At 54.2% G+C, this 18194-nt stretch carries 17 protein-coding genes; 5 read left to right on the top strand and 12 right to left on the bottom strand.

Annotated features, from left to right (window positions below; translation table 11 throughout):
* Positions 1 to 46 precede the first annotated feature (46 nt).
* Positions 47 to 1453: a sodium-dependent transporter gene (locus B4C79_RS02435; RefSeq protein ID WP_291739468.1), complete on the bottom strand. Its 1407-nt coding sequence runs from the start codon at positions 1451 to 1453 to the stop codon at positions 47 to 49.
* A 42-nt stretch (positions 1454 to 1495) separates the two neighbouring features.
* On the opposite strand from B4C79_RS02435, the gene B4C79_RS02430 reads away from it, so the two are divergent.
* Positions 1496 to 2125 carry a class I SAM-dependent methyltransferase gene (locus tag B4C79_RS02430; protein WP_291762215.1) on the top strand — a complete coding sequence of 210 codons (630 nt, stop codon included), beginning with the start codon at positions 1496 to 1498 and terminating at the stop codon, positions 2123 to 2125.
* A gap of 9 nt (positions 2126 to 2134) precedes the next feature.
* Here B4C79_RS02430 and B4C79_RS02425 read toward each other — a convergent pair whose 3' ends face one another.
* Positions 2135 to 2335 carry a heavy-metal-associated domain-containing protein gene (locus tag B4C79_RS02425; RefSeq protein ID WP_105029916.1) on the bottom strand — a complete coding sequence of 67 codons (201 nt, stop codon included), beginning with the start codon at positions 2333 to 2335 and terminating at the stop codon, positions 2135 to 2137.
* 200 nt (positions 2336 to 2535) lie between these two features.
* On the opposite strand from B4C79_RS02425, the gene B4C79_RS02420 reads away from it, so the two are divergent.
* On the top strand, positions 2536 to 4776 hold the full coding sequence (locus tag B4C79_RS02420) for a heavy metal translocating P-type ATPase (protein WP_291739466.1): 2241 nt from the start codon (positions 2536 to 2538) through the stop codon (positions 4774 to 4776).
* A 2-nt stretch (positions 4777 to 4778) separates the two neighbouring features.
* Positions 4779 to 5198 carry a Cu(I)-responsive transcriptional regulator gene (gene cueR / locus B4C79_RS02415; protein WP_105029566.1) on the top strand — a complete coding sequence of 140 codons (420 nt, stop codon included), beginning with the start codon at positions 4779 to 4781 and terminating at the stop codon, positions 5196 to 5198.
* Positions 5199 to 5203: 5 nt separating this feature from the next.
* Here cueR and B4C79_RS02410 read toward each other — a convergent pair whose 3' ends face one another.
* From B4C79_RS02410 to B4C79_RS02385, 6 genes are read right to left on the bottom strand one after another with little or no spacing between them, the layout of a single operon-like run.
* Positions 5204 to 5974: an ABC transporter ATP-binding protein gene (locus tag B4C79_RS02410; RefSeq protein WP_291739465.1), complete on the bottom strand. Its 771-nt coding sequence runs from the start codon at positions 5972 to 5974 to the stop codon at positions 5204 to 5206.
* Entirely contained in the window at positions 5971 to 6966 is a 996-nt protein-coding gene (locus B4C79_RS02405; RefSeq protein WP_291751652.1) for a FecCD family ABC transporter permease, read from the bottom strand. Before B4C79_RS02405 ends, B4C79_RS02410 begins: the two co-directional genes overlap by 4 nt.
* A gap of 56 nt (positions 6967 to 7022) precedes the next feature.
* Entirely contained in the window at positions 7023 to 7622 is a 600-nt protein-coding gene (locus B4C79_RS02400; RefSeq protein WP_275270574.1) for a TetR/AcrR family transcriptional regulator, read from the bottom strand.
* The gene (adeC, locus tag B4C79_RS02395) at positions 7606 to 9090 is read right to left on the bottom strand and encodes an AdeC/AdeK/OprM family multidrug efflux complex outer membrane factor (RefSeq protein WP_291740642.1); all 1485 of its coding nucleotides are present in this window, start codon (positions 9088 to 9090) and stop codon (positions 7606 to 7608) included. The genes B4C79_RS02400 and adeC overlap by 17 nt, the downstream gene beginning before the upstream one ends.
* Position 9091: 1 nt before the next feature.
* Positions 9092 to 12226, bottom strand: coding sequence for an efflux RND transporter permease subunit (locus B4C79_RS02390; RefSeq protein ID WP_291740645.1), 3135 nt, complete (start codon positions 12224 to 12226; stop codon positions 9092 to 9094).
* Between the two features lie 24 nt (positions 12227 to 12250).
* Positions 12251 to 13411, bottom strand: coding sequence for an efflux RND transporter periplasmic adaptor subunit (locus B4C79_RS02385; RefSeq protein WP_291740647.1), 1161 nt, complete (start codon positions 13409 to 13411; stop codon positions 12251 to 12253).
* Between the two features lie 186 nt (positions 13412 to 13597).
* On the opposite strand from B4C79_RS02385, the gene B4C79_RS02380 reads away from it, so the two are divergent.
* Positions 13598 to 14902 (top strand): NAD(P)/FAD-dependent oxidoreductase, encoded by a 1305-nt coding sequence (locus B4C79_RS02380; RefSeq protein WP_171099970.1) that lies wholly within the window; start codon positions 13598 to 13600, stop codon positions 14900 to 14902.
* Between the two features lie 23 nt (positions 14903 to 14925).
* On the opposite strand, the gene B4C79_RS02375 is transcribed toward B4C79_RS02380, so the two are convergent.
* The 4 genes from B4C79_RS02375 to B4C79_RS02360 are packed head-to-tail and all read right to left on the bottom strand — an operon-like array spanning position 14926 to position 17250.
* Positions 14926 to 15657 (bottom strand): SDR family oxidoreductase, encoded by a 732-nt coding sequence (locus B4C79_RS02375; RefSeq protein ID WP_171099968.1) that lies wholly within the window; start codon positions 15655 to 15657, stop codon positions 14926 to 14928.
* Positions 15654 to 15917 (bottom strand): SemiSWEET transporter, encoded by a 264-nt coding sequence (locus B4C79_RS02370; protein ID WP_008252246.1) that lies wholly within the window; start codon positions 15915 to 15917, stop codon positions 15654 to 15656. The genes B4C79_RS02375 and B4C79_RS02370 overlap by 4 nt, the downstream gene beginning before the upstream one ends.
* Positions 15917 to 16870 (bottom strand): PA2778 family cysteine peptidase, encoded by a 954-nt coding sequence (locus B4C79_RS02365; protein WP_171099966.1) that lies wholly within the window; start codon positions 16868 to 16870, stop codon positions 15917 to 15919. Before B4C79_RS02365 ends, B4C79_RS02370 begins: the two co-directional genes overlap by 1 nt.
* Positions 16867 to 17250: a PA2779 family protein gene (locus B4C79_RS02360; RefSeq protein WP_040513516.1), complete on the bottom strand. Its 384-nt coding sequence runs from the start codon at positions 17248 to 17250 to the stop codon at positions 16867 to 16869. The genes B4C79_RS02365 and B4C79_RS02360 overlap by 4 nt, the downstream gene beginning before the upstream one ends.
* A gap of 133 nt (positions 17251 to 17383) precedes the next feature.
* On the opposite strand from B4C79_RS02360, the gene B4C79_RS02355 reads away from it, so the two are divergent.
* On the top strand, positions 17384 to 17956 hold the full coding sequence (locus tag B4C79_RS02355) for a hypothetical protein (RefSeq protein ID WP_105029556.1): 573 nt from the start codon (positions 17384 to 17386) through the stop codon (positions 17954 to 17956).
* The last annotated feature ends 238 nt before the right edge of the window (positions 17957 to 18194 follow it).

Here is an 18194-nt window from a genome sequence, read left to right as displayed (position 1 = left end):
GTGGCATTAAGCGTGCCAGTAATTCAGTGGATCGCCGTGGTGACGATCAACTGAAAAACTTATTGATTACCGTGACAACAAACACAGTGGCCAGAATCAACGGGATCCAGAATGCAATCGCAAAGTGGGTGTAGCGCTCAAGCCAACCGCTGGCAGCATTTTTATTGCTGGTCAGCATCTCAGCAGTCATGTTGTGGCGTTTCCATTGCCACACCACCAGCAGGCAAATCAGCAAACCGTTGAAAGGCAAAATGGTGTCGTAAAACACGTCAACCAACACGTCAAAAAGCGATTTGTTGGCACCGGAATAAAAAGCGAAATCGCTGAGCCATTTCACTTGCCCAAAAGACAAGGCGCTGAACATGGCGCCTATCGACACAGCCGCAATAACAATCCCAAGCGCTGTATTGCGGGTTTTCTTGCCCTCGGCTTTCAGGGCCGCCACTGGCACCTCAATAATCGACACTAGCGAGGTAATGGCGGCTACGAACGCCAACAGGAAGAATGTGGCTGCGATGAGGCTGGACACGGCATATCCGAATTTCGGCACCATGGCCATGAAAATGTTCGGGAAAAACGAGAAGATTAAGCCCACCGAGGAATCGCTCAATTCGCTGGGGTTGGTGTTGGGGTAAATGGCGAAAATTGCGGGCAGGGTCATGAGGCCCGCCACCAGCGCCACGCCAGTGTCGGTGCAGGCCAGCATTTTGGCCGACTGCACCAGGTTGTCTTGTTTGCGCAAATACGAACCATAAGTAATCAAAATGCCCATGCCCAGCGACAGCGAAAAGAATGCTTGTGACAAGGCACCGTTGACCACACTCCAGGTAATGCGGTCCAGTTGCGGTGTGAAATAAAACTTCAAACCAGCAGTGGCGTTGGGCAAGGTGAGCACAAATACAGCCAGACCAATCAGCATGATGAACAGCATGGGCATGAGCAAACGGGATGCTTTTTCAATGCCATCGCGCACCCCACCTTTGAGCACAACAATGACCATGCCAATGACCGCCGCAAGGCAGGCAAATATCCAGGGGCTGGTGATAAAGCCGCCAAAATAAACAGGGGTGGCCAATTGGTCCAGTTGGCCTATCAGTACCAGCAGGAAATAGCCCAGCAACCACACTGTGAGTACGCTGTAAAACACGGCAATCATGAAAGGTGTGATCAACGACAAAGCACCAGCCAGCACCCAGGCTTTGTGGTTTCTGGAAACCTGCCTGAATGCTCCCAAAGGGTTTTGGTTGGTGGCGCGGCCCAAACTAAGCTCGGCGAGAATCAGCGGCAGGCAAATGGCAATGACGAAAAAAATGTACAGTAACAAGAATGCACCGCCACCATTTTTGGCTGCGGCCACAGGAAAGCCCACCAAATTACCAATGCCCACGGCTGAGCCGGCTGCGGCCAGCACAAAGCCGATCTTGGATGAGAACTGGTCTGGGTTGTTTTGCATGGTGGCGACGTTTCCTGAATACAAAAGGACAAAAAATTGGGATTGTTAGCCAAATTATACGACCGACACGTACTGCCTACTTTGCTTGATTTCGCTTGCGGCATGAAAGCCATCAACAGGCAACGCCAGAAAGTGGTACCCAAAGCCACAGGGCTGGTGCTTGAAATTGGTATCGGCACCGGTTTGAACATGCGCCACTATGACGCTGCAAAAGTTGAAAAAATCATTGGCCTGGACCCTGCCATGCAAATGCATCGTCTGGCGAAAAAACGCATCGATCAAACCGGCCTGAGCGTAGAGCTTATGGGCTTGCCTGCCGAGAAAATTCCATTGCCCGATGCAAGTATCGACACCATCGTCATGACCTACACCCTGTGCACCATTCCAGAGCCCGTGCAAGCCTTGAAGGAAATGCGCAGAGTGTTAAAGCCGGGCGGTAAGTTGCTGTTTTGCGAGCATGGCGCGGCACCGGATGAAAAAGTGCGAAACACGCAGAATCGTTTGCAACCCGTGTGGGGAAAACTGGCGGGAGGTTGTCACTTGAACCGGGACATTCCCGCTTTGCTCAAGGAAGGCGGGTTTTTGGTGGATGACATTGAAACCATGTATGTGCCCGGCCCCAAGGCGTTCACGTACAACTACTGGGGCCAGGCATACTGCGAAGCCGCTTGATCTTTTGAATCAGGCTTGCAGGGTGGCGGGGTAGCCGGCCTGGCTGACAATCGTGGCCAAGGTGTGTCCGTCCAGACGAGAATCAATTTCTACCTGTTTGTTGGCGACATCGACTTGCACCTGTGCCTGCGGGTCTTTGGCCAATACGGCCTGTTTCACATTGGCGGCACATCCGCCGCATTTCACTTTCTCTACACTCAAGGTAATCATGTTTTGCACTCCAGTTGGGGTTAACCGCAATTCTAATGCATGTACTTTATCGGGCAATCGCCATGGCGGTGTCATGAAGACTCTCCCATTGAATTGAACACATGGATATGCTGAAGCTTCCAATCATGGTAAGGTCAAGGCATTGACCTTGACATGGTGTTAAGGTTGAAAATGCTTCCATCACACCATGGAGAGCAAGCATGAATTCCAACCCGTCCAATACCATCGACATTGCTGTGGGCGGCATGAGCTGTGCCTCATGCTCCAGCGCTGTCGAAAAAGCCTTGTTGGCTACGCCTGGTGTCATTAGCGCAACGGTGAACCTGGCCACCGAGAAGGCCCGCGTACAACTGGCCAAACCCGATCTGTTGCAAAACGCGATCGCGGCGGTTCAAAAAGCAGGCTATGACGCGGAGCCAATTGAAACTGCCAGCCAGCCAAGCTCAGCAGGCGCATCCAGAGCGGGTTCGCACCCCACAAAACAAAATGATCATGAAGGCACGATGGTGTTGTGGGGCGCATTGCTCACCTTGCCCTTGGTGTTGCCCATGGCAGGAATGCTGTTTGGCAAGCACTACATGTTGCCTGGCTGGATACAACTGCTTTTGGCCAGCCCGGTGCAGTTTTGGTTGGGCGCCCGTTTTTATCGGGGAGCATTGAAAGCAATTCAAAACCGCACGGGCAACATGGACCTTCTGGTGGCCATTGGTACTTCTGCGGCATTTGGTTTGTCGGCTTACATGTTGGGCGAGGGCAACCAGCATTTGTATTTCGAGGCGTCTGCCGCAGTGATCACCTTGGTGATGTTGGGCAAGTGGCTGGAAGCACGCGCCAAGCGGCAAACCACTGCAGCCATTGCTGCGTTGCAAGCCTTGCGCCCCGACACCGCCACAGTGATTCAGAACGGGCAAGAAAAAGTGCTGCCGATTGCCAGTGTGGCGGTGGGCATGCAGGTGGTGGTGAAGCCCGGTGAGCGAATTCCGCTGGATGGCCGTGTGCTGGAAGGCGAAGGCCATGTGGATGAGGCCCTGATTACCGGGGAAAGCCAGGCGGTTGAGAAATCTCCGGGAAGCCTGGTGACCGGCGGTGCTGTGAACCTGGATGGGCGCTTGTTGATTGAAGTGAGCGCTGTGGGTGCTGAAACCACGCTGGCCAAAATTATTCGCCTGGTTGAAGACGCGCAAGCAGCCAAACCTGACATTCAAAAGCTGGTGGACAAGGTGAGTGCCGTGTTTGTACCCGTGGTGTTGGTGATTGCGGTGCTTACCTTGTTGTATTGGGTGTTTTTGGCTGAAGGTGGCAACCTGGAGTTGGCCATTGTGAATGCGGTGGCTGTGTTGGTGATTGCATGCCCTTGCGCCCTGGGTTTGGCCACACCTACCGCAATCATGGCAGGCACGGGCGTGGCGGCGCGCCATGGAATCCTGATTAAAGATGCACAGGCGCTGGAGCTTGCTCACCGAATTAACACCGTGGTGTTTGATAAAACCGGCACCTTGACTGAGGGCAAGCCTTCTGTGGGTGCAGCAGTGCCTTTTAACAGCAATAGCCTGCACAGCTTTCTTGCCAAGGCAGCAGCTGTTGAAGCGGGCAGCGCTCACCCGCTGGCCGCAGCTGTGCTGGCTTATGCCCAAGGGCAGGGCGTTCAATGGCCTGGGGTAAGCCAATTGCAGGACCAGCCTGGGCGTGGTGTCAGTGGCATGGTGGATGGCACACGTGTGTATGTAGGTACTGCGCGATGGATGCGTGAACTGGGTGTGCCGGAGTCGGCATTGAGCACGGTGAACCAATCCCTGCCAGACAACGCACCCACCCATGCCTGGGTTGCCGAAGGCCAGCAAGGTGAAGTGTCCTTGCTGGGGGCCTTGGGTTTTGGTGATGCCCTGAAAGCAGGCGCTTTTGCAGCTGTGCAAAATTTGACCAATTTGCAGGTGAACTCTGTGTTGTTGACAGGCGACTCCAGGGCCAGTGCCCAACGCGTTGCCCAGGCGCTGGGTATTTCAGAGGTGCAGGCTGAACAATTGCCGCACAACAAGAGCGAGGCAGTGGCCCATTATCGCCAGCAGGGCCAGGTGGTGGCCATGGTGGGAGATGGAATCAACGATGCGCCTGCGCTGGCAGCTGCGGATGTCAGTTTTGCAATGTCCAGTGGCACAGAGGTGGCCATGCATGCAGCCGACATCACGCTGATGCGACCTGACCCCGCCTTGGTGGCTCAAACCATTGATATTTCCAGACGCACCTACAACAAGATCAAACAAAATCTTTTCTGGGCTTTTGTGTACAACGCAGTGGGAATACCCTTGGCCGCGATGGGACTGCTTAACCCGGTGGTCGCAGGCGCAGCCATGGCTTTGAGTTCAGTCAGTGTGGTCAGTAACGCCCTGTTGCTGACTCGCTGGAAACCCAAACTATTGAAACCTGAAACAGTGGAGTTGTGAACATGTACGCAGAATGGACACGCAAAGATTGGTTCACGATTGGCGAAGCGGCCATGGAATCGGGAATCACCGCGAAAATGATTCGGCATTACGAAATGGTGGGTTTGCTGCCCGAGGCCAACCGCACCGAGGCTGGTTATCGTTTGTACAACAGCCGGGATTTGCACTTGCTGCGTTTTATCCGGCACTCACGTGACCTCGGTTTTTCCATCAAGCAGATTGAGGAATTGCTTGGCCTGTGGCAAGACAAAACGCGCCCAAGCCGGGAGGTCAAAAAGCTTGCGCAATCACACCTGAATGCACTGGAAGCGAAAATTCGCGAATTGAATGCAATGAAGGCCGAACTGGAACGCCTGGTTCACTGTTGCAAAGGTGATTCTCGGCCCGACTGCCCGATACTTGAAGGGCTGGCTGCTGAATAATCAGATCAGTGATTGCCGGGAACCACCGCAATATGGCCCGACTCTGTTTTACTGACTGTAACTGGAACGCCGTACAGTGCGCTCAAGGTCTCGGAGGTGATTACCTGATGGGCGGGGCCAAGCGCAAGCACGGCACGCCCTTTCAGCAAGCAAGCGGTGGCATTGACTCCCAAAGCATCTTGCGGGTTGTGCGTGCTCAGCACCACACTTTTCCCGGCGGCTGCAAGCGATGCCAGCGTGTGCATTACCTTGGCCGCATTGGCAAAGTCGAGATTGGCGGTGGGTTCATCGAGAATCAGAGTTTGCGCACCCTGACACAGGGCACGCGCTATCAGCACCAGTTGTTGTTGCCCGCCGGAAAGCAGATTGAAATCTCGTAGTTTCAATTCACTGATGTCCAATTGTTCCAGAGCATTGTGCACCGCTTGATGGTCGGCCTGTGTGGGGCCACCGAACAAACCCCAATGCGTGGTTCGGCCCATCAACACGGTATCCCACACGGAAAACCCGAGATTGTTGGCATGGCTTTGGGGCACATAAGCCAAGTGCTTCGCCAATGCCGGTGACGCCAGGTTTTGCAGGGGAGCGTTGTTGATCAGCACCCGCCCTGCGCAAGGGGGAATCAGGTTCAGCAGCGTTTTTATCAGTGTGCTTTTGCCGCTGCCGTTGGGGCCGAGCAGGCAAAGTATTTCGCCTTGTTTCAACTCCAGGTTAATGTGCTCGACCACTGCACAGCCCCCGTGGCCCACCGACAGGTTTTCGGTTTTCAGGCTCATGAACTGGCTCCCGCACGCCGCAGCAGCAGTCCTAAAAAGAAGGGTGCACCCACCAGCGCTGTCAAAATACCCAACGGTATTTCTAGATCGCCTGCGCTGCGCGAGGCCGTGTCCACCAACAACAAAAACAACGCACCCATCACGATCGACATGGGCAACAGACGAGCAAGGCTTGGACCCACCAGCAGGCGTGCTGCGTGGGGAATCAACAATCCGATCCAGCCGATGACGCCAGCCACGGCAACCACCGCGCTGGTCATGATGGTGGCAAGCGCAATCACGGCAATTCGAAGGGGTTTGACTTGAACTCCCAAAGCGCTCGCCTCAGCTTCGGGCAGGCTCAGCACATTCAGACGCCAGCGCAGCAAATACAGCACCGAGCAACCCACCAGCACCACTGGCGCGACCACCCAAACTTGTGCCATGTGCATGCCGCTTAAACTGCCCAGCAACCAGAAGGTAATGGCTGGCAATTGATCGTAAGGGTCGGCGAGAATTTTCAATAAAGAAGTGATTGCCCCAGCCAGTGCACCCAGCACTACGCCGGTCAACACCAGCACCAGGGTTCGGTCAGCATGTTGAATCGCTTTGCCCAGTGCAATCACCAATGCCACTGCGGCAATGCCACCTGCAAATGCGAGGCTTTGCACACCCAGGCTGGGCAGGCCCAGAAACAAACCCAACACGGCACCCAGCCCAGCGCCCGAGGACACACCCAAAATATCGGGCGACACCAGCGGGTTTCGAAACAGAAGCTGATAAGCCGCGCCAGCTGCCGCCAAGGCAGCGCCCACTAAAATGGCACCCAGCGTGCGGGGTAGTCGAATGTCTTGAACCACTTGCACTGCCATCGGTTCGCCGGTACCCAGCAAGGCATGCAGGCTATCGAGAAGGCTCAGGGGATAAGCGCCCAAGGTGAGCGACAGTGCAGCAAAGCCGATCAAAATGATCAGCAGCAAAGGCAGGCTGTAGGGGAGGACAGCTCGTGGCATGTGGGGCGCGGCAGTGAAGTAGAGCCCGAGTATACCCCAGGCCTGCCGCGCCAATCTCAGCTTTGAAGCATCTGTTGAATGACGCTTTTCAACACACGGGCAATGTCGTCAGCCTTCATGTCCGGGTCGCGTATGGCGCGAATTTGAAGTCCGTCGAACAGAGCCATCAGAATGGTGGATTTCGCAGCCAGATTGAGCTCGCAGGGTGGCGAGTCTTTCAAGGGCTGAATGCCTTTGATCAGATGCGTGACCTTCTCTCGAATTACCGCGTCGGTACCTTGAACCGTGGCGGCAATTTTCGGGTTTCGTGCGGCCTCTGCCAAAATTTCCGTATCCAGTTCGCTTCGGTCAATGCGCCGTTGCACACCTTCATCCACTGTGCCCAGCATGGCTTTCAGAATGTCTTTCTCACCTTGAATTTTTGCGATTCGCTCAAGCGCCTGGTCCAGGTCACGCTTGACCATGGCTTCAATAATCGCTTCCTTGCTTTCGAAGTAGTTGTAGATGTGCCCGGCACTCATGCCAAAAGATTTCGCAATCTCGGACATGCTGGCACCGTGAAAACCGCTTTTCCTGAAACACTCGGCTGCTGCATCCAGAATTTGCTGGCGGCGAAGTTCCGCTTTGCTGGTCACGGTTTTAGCCTCGTTGATCATTGCTGCCTCCCCTCGATGGATAGTCGCTCGCCAGGTTGGCGTCACTCTCGGTCCAGCCACCACCCAGCGCTTTGTACAAGGTCACCAGGTTGGCAGTGCGCGCCAGTCGAACTGCGATCAGGTCTTGTTGGGCAGAGTAAAGCGCTCGTTGCGAATCGAGCACATTCAAATAGCTGTCAATGCCGCGTTTAAACCGGGCCTCGCTCAGTTTGTAGCTTTCCGAGGTGGCCTCCACCAAGGCATTTTGTGCATCCAGTTCTGCATCGAGTGTGCCCCGTGCAGCCAAGGCATCAGCCACTTCACGGAATGCGCCCTGTACTGTTTTTTCATATTCAGCCAAGGCAATTTGCTGATCTGTTTTTGCGACCTCGAGGTTGGCACTGTTGCGGCCAGCATCAAATATCGGCAAGTTGATTCTGGGTATGAAGCTCCAGGTGCGTGAGCCTGATTCAAACAGGCCATCCAGCGAGGAGCTGGCAGTGCCTGCATCAGCGGTCAGGGTAATGCTGGGAAAAAACGCGGCACGGGCTGCGCCGATGCGCGCATTGCTGGCTTGAAGCAGACGTTCGGCCGACTCCACATCGGGGCGGCGTTGCAATACCTCGGAAGGAATGTCAGCGCGAAGTTCAACCATGGCGGCGGCACCCTCCAGGTTACTGTCGGGCAGCAATTCCTTGGGAATGTTTTTGCCGACCAGCAGCTCGAGCGCGTTGCGGTCTTGGGCCACAGCACGTGTAAACCGGGCCACATCGGCGCGGGACACTTCGACGCTGGTTTGAGCCTGGCGCAAATCCAGCTGAGAGGCCACACCCAAATCAAAACTGCGCTTGATCAAATCGTAGGCGTCACGCTGGTTCTTCAGGGTGTCTTGCGCCAGTTCAAGCAAGGCTTGATCAGAGGCCAGGGTGAGGTAGCTGGAGGCCACCTCTGCGATCAAACTGATTTGCGTGCTTTTGCGTGCTTCTTCGGTGGCCAGAAAACGCTGCAAGGCCTCTTCATTGAGGCTGCGCACCCGGCCAAATAAATCGAGCTCATAGGCAGCAAAACCCACTGTTGCGCTGTACTGTTTCGGGGTGGCACCGCCAGAGCGACCTCCGCTTAAGTCAGCGGGCAAGCGTTGCCGATTGCCTTCACCATCTGCAGAAATCGTGGGGAATAAATCGCTGCGTTGCACTTGGTAAAGCGCGCGTGCTCGCTCAATATTCAGCGCTGCAATTCTTAAATCCCGGTTTTCTTTCAAGGCCAGTTCAAGCAGTTGCTCCAGGCGCTGGTCCACAAACAGATCTCGCCAGGCCAGGTCAATCGCGGCCTGCGCTGTAGGGCTGTCGGCCTGGTAGGCCTCACCCTTTGGCCAGTTGCTAGCCACTGGCGCAGCAGGCTGTTCATAGGTGGGAGCCAGCGTGCCGCAACCGGCCAGGGCCAGTGCAAACACCAGCGGAGTGCATGTCCAGAATTGAATTTTATTCATATCATTCTCCTTGCGCGGTGGCATTTTTCTCGGCCCGTTTTTTGCCAAACAAGCGGGTGACCACCACAAAGAACATGGGAACAAAGAAAATGCCCAGCACGGTTGCAGAAATGGTGCCGCCCAGTACGCCGGTACCAATCGCGTTCTGGCTGCCCGAGCCTGCGCCAGTCGAAATAGCCAAGGGCACAACGCCCAAACCAAAGGCCAGCGAGGTCATGATGATGGGGCGCAAACGCATGCGTACCGCATCCAGTGTGGCTTCCAGCAAATCGCGGCCCTGGTCGAATTGCTCCTTGGCAAATTCAACAATCAGGATTGCGTTTTTGGCTGACAAACCCACAGTGGTCAGCAAGGCCACCTGGAAGTACACGTCGTTGGCCAAGCCACGGCCGCTGGCCGCAAGCAGGGCACCCACCACACCCAGAGGCACAATCAGCATGACTGCGAAAGGAATGGACCAGCTTTCATATAGCGCTGCCAGACACAAAAACACGATCAGCAAGGAAAGCGCATAGAGCAGTGGTGCCTGCGAACCCGACTGCCGTTCTTCGTACGACAAACCCGTCCACTCAATGCCCATGCCCTCAGGCAAGTTTTCTGCAATCGCCTCCATGGCGTCCATGGCGTCGCCTGAACTCATGCCGGGTGCCGCCTGTCCCTGAATTTCAACAGCGGGAAGACCGTTGTAACGCTCAAGGCGTGGAGAGGCCATGGACCACTCTGCCGACGAGAAGTTGGAGAAGGGCACCATTTCGCCGTCGCTGTTGCGCAGATAGAACCGGTTCAGGTCTTCGGGCAACATGCGGAATGGCGCATCGGCCTGCATGTACACGCGCTTCACACGACCTCGGTCCAGAAAGTCATTGATGAAACTGCCACCCCAGGCCGAGGTGAGCGTGTCGCTGATTTCTGCAACACTCACACCCAGAGCCCCCGCTTTTGCATTGTCAATATCAAGCTGATATTGCGGAGTGTCGGCAGTCGCATTGGGGCGAACACCCGTCAATATCGGGTTTTTCGCGGCTTCGCCAATCATGCTGTTACGGGCCTGAATCAGCGCATCACGGCCCAAACCGGTGCGGTCTTGAATAAACAGGTTAAAGCCGGAGGCATTGCCCAATTCCCGAATGGCTGGGGGTGCAAATGCAAAAGCTTGTGCTTCTGGCCAGCTTGCGAATTCAGCCGAGGCACGTTGAACAATGCCAGCCGCTGAGTTTTCTTTGCCGGGGCGTTCACTCCAGTCGCGCAGCCTCACAAAGCCAATGCCTGAGTTTTGTCCGGTGCCCGAGAAACTGAAACCTGCCACGGTGAACAGGGACTTCACATTGTCACCTTCCTCATTGAGGAAGTAGTCTTCCATCTTGGCCAGTACCTGCAAGGTTTGTTCTTGCGTGGCACCCGCCGGCAGTTGCACCTGCGTGAAGAAGACGCCTTGATCTTCATCGGGCAGGAATGAAGTGGGCAAGCGGGTGAACATGAAGGCGGTAACAGCCAACAGGCCACCGTAAATAATCAGGTATCGCCCCGACTTGTGCAGCATGCGACCCACCGCGCCCTGGTAGCGTGCATTGCTTGAATCAAACTTACGGTTGAACCAGCCGAAGAATCCTTTTTTCTCGTGGCTGTGGCCTTTCTCAATGGGCTTGAGCATGGTGGCGCACAAGGCCGGTGTCAGCACCAGTGCAACAATCACCGACAAGGCCATTGCCGACACAATCGTGATTGAAAACTGCTTGTAAATAACGCCTGCCGAGCCCGGGAAAAATGCCATGGGCACAAACACCGCCGACAGTACCAAGCCAATACCCACCAAGGCACCGGTAATTTGGTCCATCGATTTTCGTGTGGCTTCCAAAGGCGACAAACCTTCCTCGGCCATCACACGCTCCACGTTTTCAACCACCACAATGGCGTCGTCCACCAGCAGGCCAATGGCCAGCACCATGGCAAACATGGTCAGTGTGTTGATTGAAAACCCGAATGCAGAAAGCACCGCAAACGTACCCAGCAATACCACGGGCACTGCAATGGTTGGAATCAGCGTTGCTCGGAAATTTTGCAGGAACAGGTACATCACGAGGAACACGAGAATAATCGCCTCGATCAGGGTTTTGACCACGCCTTCAATGGAAATTTTTACAAATGGAGTTGTGTCGTAAGCCACATCCCATTCCATGCCTTCGGGAATCAAGGGAGTGATACGCTCCATCTCGGCGATCACGCCCTCTGCAGTGTCCAGTGCGTTGGCACCCGAGGCCAAACGAATACCAATACCCGATGCATTGCGTCCGTTCCAGCGGGGCAAAATATTGTAGTTCTCACTGCCGTAATCAATACGTGCCACGTCTTTCAGGCGCACAGTGGCGCCATCTCCAGTGGTTCGTAAAATGATTTGCTCGAAGTCTTCGGGTGTTTCAAGCAAGGTTTGAGCAGTGATGGTTGCAGTCAGTGTTTGACCCTTCACAGCCGGTGCACCGCCCAATTCACCCGCAGACACCTGCGCGTTCTGGGCCAGCACGGCATTGCGAATATCGCCGGGCGTCACCTTGAACTGATTCATCTTGTCGGGGTTCAACCAGATGCGCATGGCATAGGGGCTACCAAACACCTGTACCTCACCCACGCCGTTCACGCGGCTCATGGTGTCTTGCACATTGGTGGTGATGAAGTCGGCCAGTTCGGTAGAACTGTATGCACCATCCACTGCTGTGAAGGCGATCACCAGCAGGTAACCAGCTGAGCTTTTAGTCACCTGAATACCCTGGCGTTGTACCGCATCGGGCAGCAAGGGCACAGCCAGGCTCAATTTGTTTTGAACTTGCACCTGTGCAATGTCCGGGTTGGTGCCAGGCTCAAAAGTCAGCTCGATTCGCAGTCGACCGGTGGAGTCACTGGTGGATTTCATGTAGCGGAATCCATCCAGGCCAGTCATTCGTTGCTCAATCACCTGGGTGACCGAGTCTTGCAGGGTTTCAGCAGAGGCACCTGGGTAGGTGGCTTGAATGGTGACGGCGGGCGGTGCAATGGCCGGGTACTGCGCCACAGGCAAGTTGAAAATGGCCAACGCGCCGGCCAGCATGATAACTATCGCGATCACCCACGCAAAAATGGGGCGATCAATAAAAAATCGGGACATGGTACTACTCCTGCCAGGCGTTGTTTACTTGTTCTCAGAGTCGGAAAGGATTTCCACTTCCTGACCGGGACGAACTTTCTGGATACCTTCGACAATCAGGCGATCACCTGCCTGAAGGCCTTCTGCAATCAACCATTGGTCGCCAATGGCCCTGGCTGTCTCTACGCTGCGCTTTTCAACTTTGTTGTCCTGGCCTATTACGAAGGCAGAAGGCGCACCGGTTGCATCGCGCATAATTCCCTTTTGCGGCACCAGAATACCGTCTTCGCGCACACCTTCTTCAAGTGAGGCTCGAACATACATGCCGGGCAACAACTGTTGTTTCGGGTTGGGGAATACGGCGCGCAGTGTCACTGTGCCGGTGTTTTGGTCCACGGTTACATCGCTGAACTGCAGCTTGCCTTCCTGCGCGTAGCTGGAACCATCTTCAAGTTTCAGTGTGACTTTTGCCGCGTCCTTCCCGGCGCTTTTCAATACACCACTTTCCAGGTCGCGCTTGAGTTGAAGCAGTTCGCTGGTCGATTGTGTCAGGTCCACATAAATGGGATCCAATTGTTGAATGGTGGTCAGCGGGCTGGCTTGCCCCTGCTGTACCAATGCGCCCGGTGTAATGCTGGAGCGGCCAATTCGACCGCTGATGGGTGCAGTCACTTTCGTGTAGTTCAGGTTGATTTGTGCCGATTGAACCGCGGCTTTGCCCGAGGCCACATCCGCTTCAGCCTGTTTCAAGGCGGCATAAGCATCATCGCGTTCTTGCTGGCTTACGGCATTGAGCTTGGCCAGTTCCTGGAAGCGATCATTTCGAATTTTTGCGCTGGTGAGGTTGGCTTCCGCCTTTTCGAGCATGGCTTTGGCACTGGCATATTCGGCCTGGTAAGTGGAGGCATCAATTTGATACAGGGAGGTGCCTGCTTTCACATCGCCACCCTCCTGAAACTGGCGTGCCTTGATAATGCCATTCACTTGGGGGCGCACCTCGGCGATGAGGTAAGGGCTGGTTCGGCCAGGCAATTCGGTGTAAAGCGACACTGGCTTTGCAGCCACCTCAAACACGCGAACTTTGGGTAAAGCGGGGGCAGCCGCGGCATTTGCACCGCCTTCTTGACTGCCGCAACCGGCCAGGGTCAACGTGCCAACAGTCAACAAGGCGCTGGTGCCCAGCGCCATTTTTCTTTTATTAATCATGGTACTACCTCGAAATTAACAATGCGGGAACAGTAAGTAGACTAGAATTCTGAATGAACGTTCATTTTTTCATTGAAAAAATTTGCTGTCAAATTGGGGTTTACCACTGGGCAGGAATGAGATTTGCTCAAAAGCCCTCTTGGGCTTCTAATGTGATCAATCAGTTTTATATCAGGGGGAAAAGATTTGGACCTTTCATCAATCGTGATTGTCGGCGGCGGTGCAGGTGGCCTGGAGCTGGCCTGCAAACTGGGGCGCAAGCTGGGCCCTGACCGCGTTACCCTGGTCGATGCCAAGATGTACCACATCTGGAAACCGTCGCTGCATGAAGTGGCGGCCGGTACGCTGGACATTCACCAGGAAGGTTTGTCCTATCCCATGTTGGCCCACAACAATGGTTTTAACTTTGTACTGGGCGCTATGGAGGGGCTGGATGCCCACGGCAAACAGCTTGAAATTGCAGCGGTTCGTGACGATGTGGGCGATGAGGTGCTGCCCAAGCGCGTGTTGCAGTTTGGAACGCTTGTGATTTCCGTGGGCAGTCAATCCAATTATTTCGGCGTGAAAGGTGCGCAAGACTTCACCATCTCGCTGGACGGGCCGCAACAGGCCGAGAGCTTTCGCTTGAAAATGCTCAAGCATTTGGCCACGCTCGATTTGCGCAAAAAACTGGATTCATCGGCAAGCCTGGACATTGTCATTATTGGTGCAGGTGCCACGGGTGTTGAGCTGGCCGCCGAACTGCGGGAAGCCAGCCATGTGCACAGCCGTTACGGTTTTAGCGGAATTAACGCAGCCAGCGATGTAACCATCACCATTCTGGAAGGAGCTCCCAGCATTCTGCCTGTGCTGCCAGAAAGTGTGTCGAGCGCGGCCTTGCGTTTGCTCGAGCAGCGCCACATTACGGTGGTCAACAATTGCAGGGTGGTGGAAATTTCATCCAAGCAAGTGGAGGACGCCAGTGGTAACCGGTACAAAGCTGATTTGTGCGTGTGGGCTGCCGGCATTAAGGCACCTGCCTGGCTGGCCAATTTGGGTTTGCCTGTGAACCGCAACAATCAGCTGGAAGTGGAGGGCGATTTGCGGGTCAAGGGTCAGCACCACATTTTTTCGCTGGGTGATTGTGCGGCCTGTGTGCAACCCGATGGCAGTATGGTGCCGCCCCGTGCGCAATCGGCGCACCAGCAGGCGGATTATATTTACAAAACCATCATGAATGCAGAGCGAGGCAAGCCAGCTTTGAGCAAGCCTTATTTGTACAAAGACCATGGCTCTTTGGTGTCGCTGGGTTCTCGCAGCTCGGTGGGCAGTTTGATGGGCGGATTATTCAAAGCCAGCAGCATGTTTGTGGAAGGTTTTTTTGCACGCAGCATGTACGCAAGTTTGCACTTGATGCATCACTATGCGGTGCTGGGCGGCATGAAAACATTCTTGTTGGCCATGGCGCGTTTTCTGCTCAAACGCGCCACACCCCTGGTGAAGCTGCACTAAGCCAGAATCGGCGGGTTTGTGGGCTAGTGGGCGCGCAGGTCGTCCACGGCAAGCTTGCCGAAATTCGGGCTTAGCAGGTAGTGCACCAAGCGCTTACCGGTCTCATCGGGATCGCTCAGCGAATTGCTGTCTTTTAACTGAATGAATCGCTGTTTGTTGGGGAAAAGCGATTCGTCGGTTTCCCGAATTTGTGTTTGCATGGCGGTGTCGATCACGCCGGGTGCCAGGCTGCAAATGGCGACATTCGGCAGTTGGTCTTGTTGCACAGCCCGAGCATGCATGTCGAGCGCGGCCTTGGTGGCGCAATACACGCTCCAGCCCGGGTAAGCACTTTGAGCAGCGCCACTGGATACATGCAGTATCCGAAGTTGCTGCGTGCCCTGAATTTTCCGGGCCAGCAAGGCGCTCAGGGCCAAAGGCACTGCAACATTGAGCTGAACACTTCTGGAAATATCGACAGTGGCTTGCGCACTCAATGGCCCTATTGGAGACACCAGGCCCGCGTTGTTAATTAAAAGCAATTGTGTTGCGTTTGCAATGAATTTCAGCAGTTGGGGGCTGCTTTCAAGCTGCTCAAGTGCGCCGGGTTGTGCCAAATCAAGGCTTATTTGCTGAAAATCTTCGTTGTATTGTTGTTGAAGTTCAGTGTTTTGTGATCGGGCAATGCCCAATACAGCATGCCCTTGTTGCAGAAGTGCGCGGGCAATACCCAAGCCCAGCCCTTTGCTATGCCCCGTCAAAATTGCCTTGATCATGGTTTTTGATTCAGTTTCAAATACAGAATAGAGCTGGCGAGCAACAATGTGACTGCATTGGCCACCACAACAGGCCATTGCTGCACCAACAAACCGTAAACAAGCCACAGAAGCACACCCAAACAAAAACACGCGTACATGCCCAAAGAAATGCTTCGGGTGTCGCGTGTTTTCCAGCAATACACCACCTGCGGAATAAACGAAAAGGTGGTGAGTGCTGCGGCCACAAAGCCCAAGGTTTGGGCCCAATCCAGCTGCATCAGTCGGCCTGTATTTTCTGGGCTGTTTCCTTGTAGGCAGCAATGCGCCCGCCGCCGATGGCAATCGCTTTGTTGATCGCTGCACGGGCTTCATTCTTGCGGTCCAGCTTGATCAGAGTTTCCGCCAGGTTGTTCCAGGCATCAGCCATGTCGGGGTACACACCCACTGCCTTGCGGTAGTGCTGTTCGGCTTCCACATAACTTTTGGCCCCATAGGCCAGGTTACCCAAGCCAAAATGAAACCAGGGCTCGGTGGGCCAGGTTTTCGCACCCTGTAGGTAAGCCTGACCGGCTTTCTCTGTGTTGGAGCGCTCAAGCGCAACCGCTGAATTCAGATAGCCTTGTGCATTCACGTAGCTGGGTGGTTCGGCGGTGGTTTTAATCACGGTAAAGCCCCAGTTCTGTGAGCGTTCCCAAAGTTTCAAAAAGGTGGCCACGGGAATCAACTCACGTTCCTTCGGGCCAGAGCGCAAAATCATGCTGTTGCTGCCAGGCTCGTAACCCACCACCACGGCGTAGTGCCATTGCGGTGCAATCGGCAGTGAAAGATTCAGCAAAACCACCACGGGTGCGCCAGCATTCAGGGCGTCAAACAGTGCGGGAAGTTTGGGTTCAATTTGGTAACTCAGGTAGCCCAAGCGGCGGGGTGCAGCCAGCATTTCAAGTTGCAAGCTGCCTTGGCGGCCAGGCAAGTAAACCAGCTCAGCCAGTTTGTTCGGATCGGTATTTTCACCGGCATGGTTGAGCACCATGGCCAATGTTGACGGGCCGCAGTAAAACTCTTCCTGTGCGAAAAACGGCACGTTTTTGAGTTCAACAGGTGCTTGGGTTTGAACGGTGTTTTGAAGGTCTTGCGGGACTGTTGGCAAAATTGAACAAGAGGCCAACAGCCCTACAAGTACAGCTGAGCCCGCCAAGCGGGCCCAGGCGGTACTGGAAAAACGTAATTTCATCGAACGGAACGGGTAAACGGAAATACCTTGGTCAGGCCAAGAATGTCGGTTACCAACAAAATAATGAAGACAGTAAATAGTACACCAACAATGCCGGCACCTGCGGGTGCGTTCTCAATGTGGGCGGCAAGCTTCTGGGCTTCTTCTTCTGTCATGGAATCCACACGGGCCTTGGCAACTTCAGGGCTTACACCATGAGCTTGCAGTGCTTTGGCAATGTCTTCACGATCGAAGAATTGCTTGAGTTCGGAGCGGTCTTGCTGATGCATGGCAACCGCTTCTTCGGTGCTCACGATTGCTGCGTGGGCTGGTGCCACAATAAAGCTGCTTGAAAAGCTCAACAAAACTGCCATTGCTGTTGCGCGCATAGTTTTAGTCATTTTATTACTCCATCATTCTTGTGTGTGGGAAAGACCATCATAGGGTTAAACAAGCTTTACTGCTTATTTATTCCGAGTCAACCAAACGAAGGCCGTTGCGTTTTAGTTGACATCACGGCAAGGAGGATTTGTGATGAAAACTCGATTGTTCAGGATTTTTTCGGCCAGTTTTGCAGTTCTGACTGGTCTTGCTCTGGCCCCCATGCAGGCTCAGGCCGTCAACATCTCTATCGGTGTGGGCGGGGAAGTGCTTCCCGGGGTGTATGGCTCAGTCAATATCGACAACGGGCGCTACCCAACGCTGGTGTATGCAGAGCCCCTGATTGTGACTCGTCCGTCACGTATTTTGTCACCGGTGTACTTGCATGTACCTCCGGGACACCTGAAAAAATGGGGTCGCTATTGTGGTCGTTACGACGCATGTTCACGGCCGGTTTATTTCGTGAAGTCTCGCGATTACTACGACTTCAGCCCGCGTTACATTGAGCAGCGCTACATTTATCGAGACCGCGTGACCTACGTGAATCGTGGTGGCTATGACCGTCGCGACTACTATGACCGCAGGGATTACGACCGCCGCGACTATGATCGCCGTGATTACCGTGAGTATCGCCGTGACCACGATCACCGTGGGCACGGCAAACACTGGAAGCATGATGATCGAGGCCATGGACATGGCAAACATGGTCGAGGTCGAGACGACTAAGTTGTAAACAATAAGTTTTAGTTTCACTTCACAAAGCCGGCTGGTTCAGCCGGCTTTTGTTTTTTTACCAGCACAGGTTAATCATTTGTAAGTAAAAAGCTGACATAATGTAAGGCTTAATGTTTTCAATCAATTGTTTGATTGGTTTTTGAATGGACATCGCGATAAGCTTTATCTAGTTGAAATATAAGTGAAATATTTTTCCTTTACCCAAATAAGAGGGTAAAATTCATCCTAT

This window comes from Limnobacter sp. UBA7229, from assembly GCF_002473065.1.
Taxonomy (GTDB): Bacteria; Pseudomonadota; Gammaproteobacteria; order Burkholderiales; family Burkholderiaceae_B; genus Limnobacter; species Limnobacter profundi.
The sequence above is the reverse complement of the archived record's forward strand: the minus strand, read 5'-3'. Positions and strand labels throughout refer to the sequence as shown.

Coding starts and splice junctions, on each gene's coding strand:
- B4C79_RS02365 (WP_171099966.1), bottom strand. CDS start 16,870: ATGAAATTACGTTTTTCCAGTACCGCCTGGGCCCGCTTGGCGGGCTCA.
- B4C79_RS02425 (WP_105029916.1), bottom strand. CDS start 2,335: ATGATTACCTTGAGTGTAGAGAAAGTGAAATGCGGCGGATGTGCCGCC.
- B4C79_RS02355 (WP_105029556.1), top strand. CDS start 17,384: ATGAAAACTCGATTGTTCAGGATTTTTTCGGCCAGTTTTGCAGTTCTG.
- adeC (WP_291740642.1), bottom strand. CDS start 9,090: ATGAATAAAATTCAATTCTGGACATGCACTCCGCTGGTGTTTGCACTG.
- B4C79_RS02405 (WP_291751652.1), bottom strand. CDS start 6,966: ATGCCACGAGCTGTCCTCCCCTACAGCCTGCCTTTGCTGCTGATCATT.
- B4C79_RS02410 (WP_291739465.1), bottom strand. CDS start 5,974: ATGAGCCTGAAAACCGAAAACCTGTCGGTGGGCCACGGGGGCTGTGCA.
- B4C79_RS02435 (WP_291739468.1), bottom strand. CDS start 1,453: ATGCAAAACAACCCAGACCAGTTCTCATCCAAGATCGGCTTTGTGCTG.
- cueR (WP_105029566.1), top strand. CDS start 4,779: ATGTACGCAGAATGGACACGCAAAGATTGGTTCACGATTGGCGAAGCG.
- B4C79_RS02370 (WP_008252246.1), bottom strand. CDS start 15,917: ATGCAGCTGGATTGGGCCCAAACCTTGGGCTTTGTGGCCGCAGCACTC.
- B4C79_RS02400 (WP_275270574.1), bottom strand. CDS start 7,622: ATGATCAACGAGGCTAAAACCGTGACCAGCAAAGCGGAACTTCGCCGC.
- B4C79_RS02360 (WP_040513516.1), bottom strand. CDS start 17,250: ATGACTAAAACTATGCGCGCAACAGCAATGGCAGTTTTGTTGAGCTTT.
- B4C79_RS02385 (WP_291740647.1), bottom strand. CDS start 13,411: ATGATTAATAAAAGAAAAATGGCGCTGGGCACCAGCGCCTTGTTGACT.
- B4C79_RS02420 (WP_291739466.1), top strand. CDS start 2,536: ATGAATTCCAACCCGTCCAATACCATCGACATTGCTGTGGGCGGCATG.
- B4C79_RS02375 (WP_171099968.1), bottom strand. CDS start 15,657: ATGATCAAGGCAATTTTGACGGGGCATAGCAAAGGGCTGGGCTTGGGT.
- B4C79_RS02390 (WP_291740645.1), bottom strand. CDS start 12,226: ATGTCCCGATTTTTTATTGATCGCCCCATTTTTGCGTGGGTGATCGCG.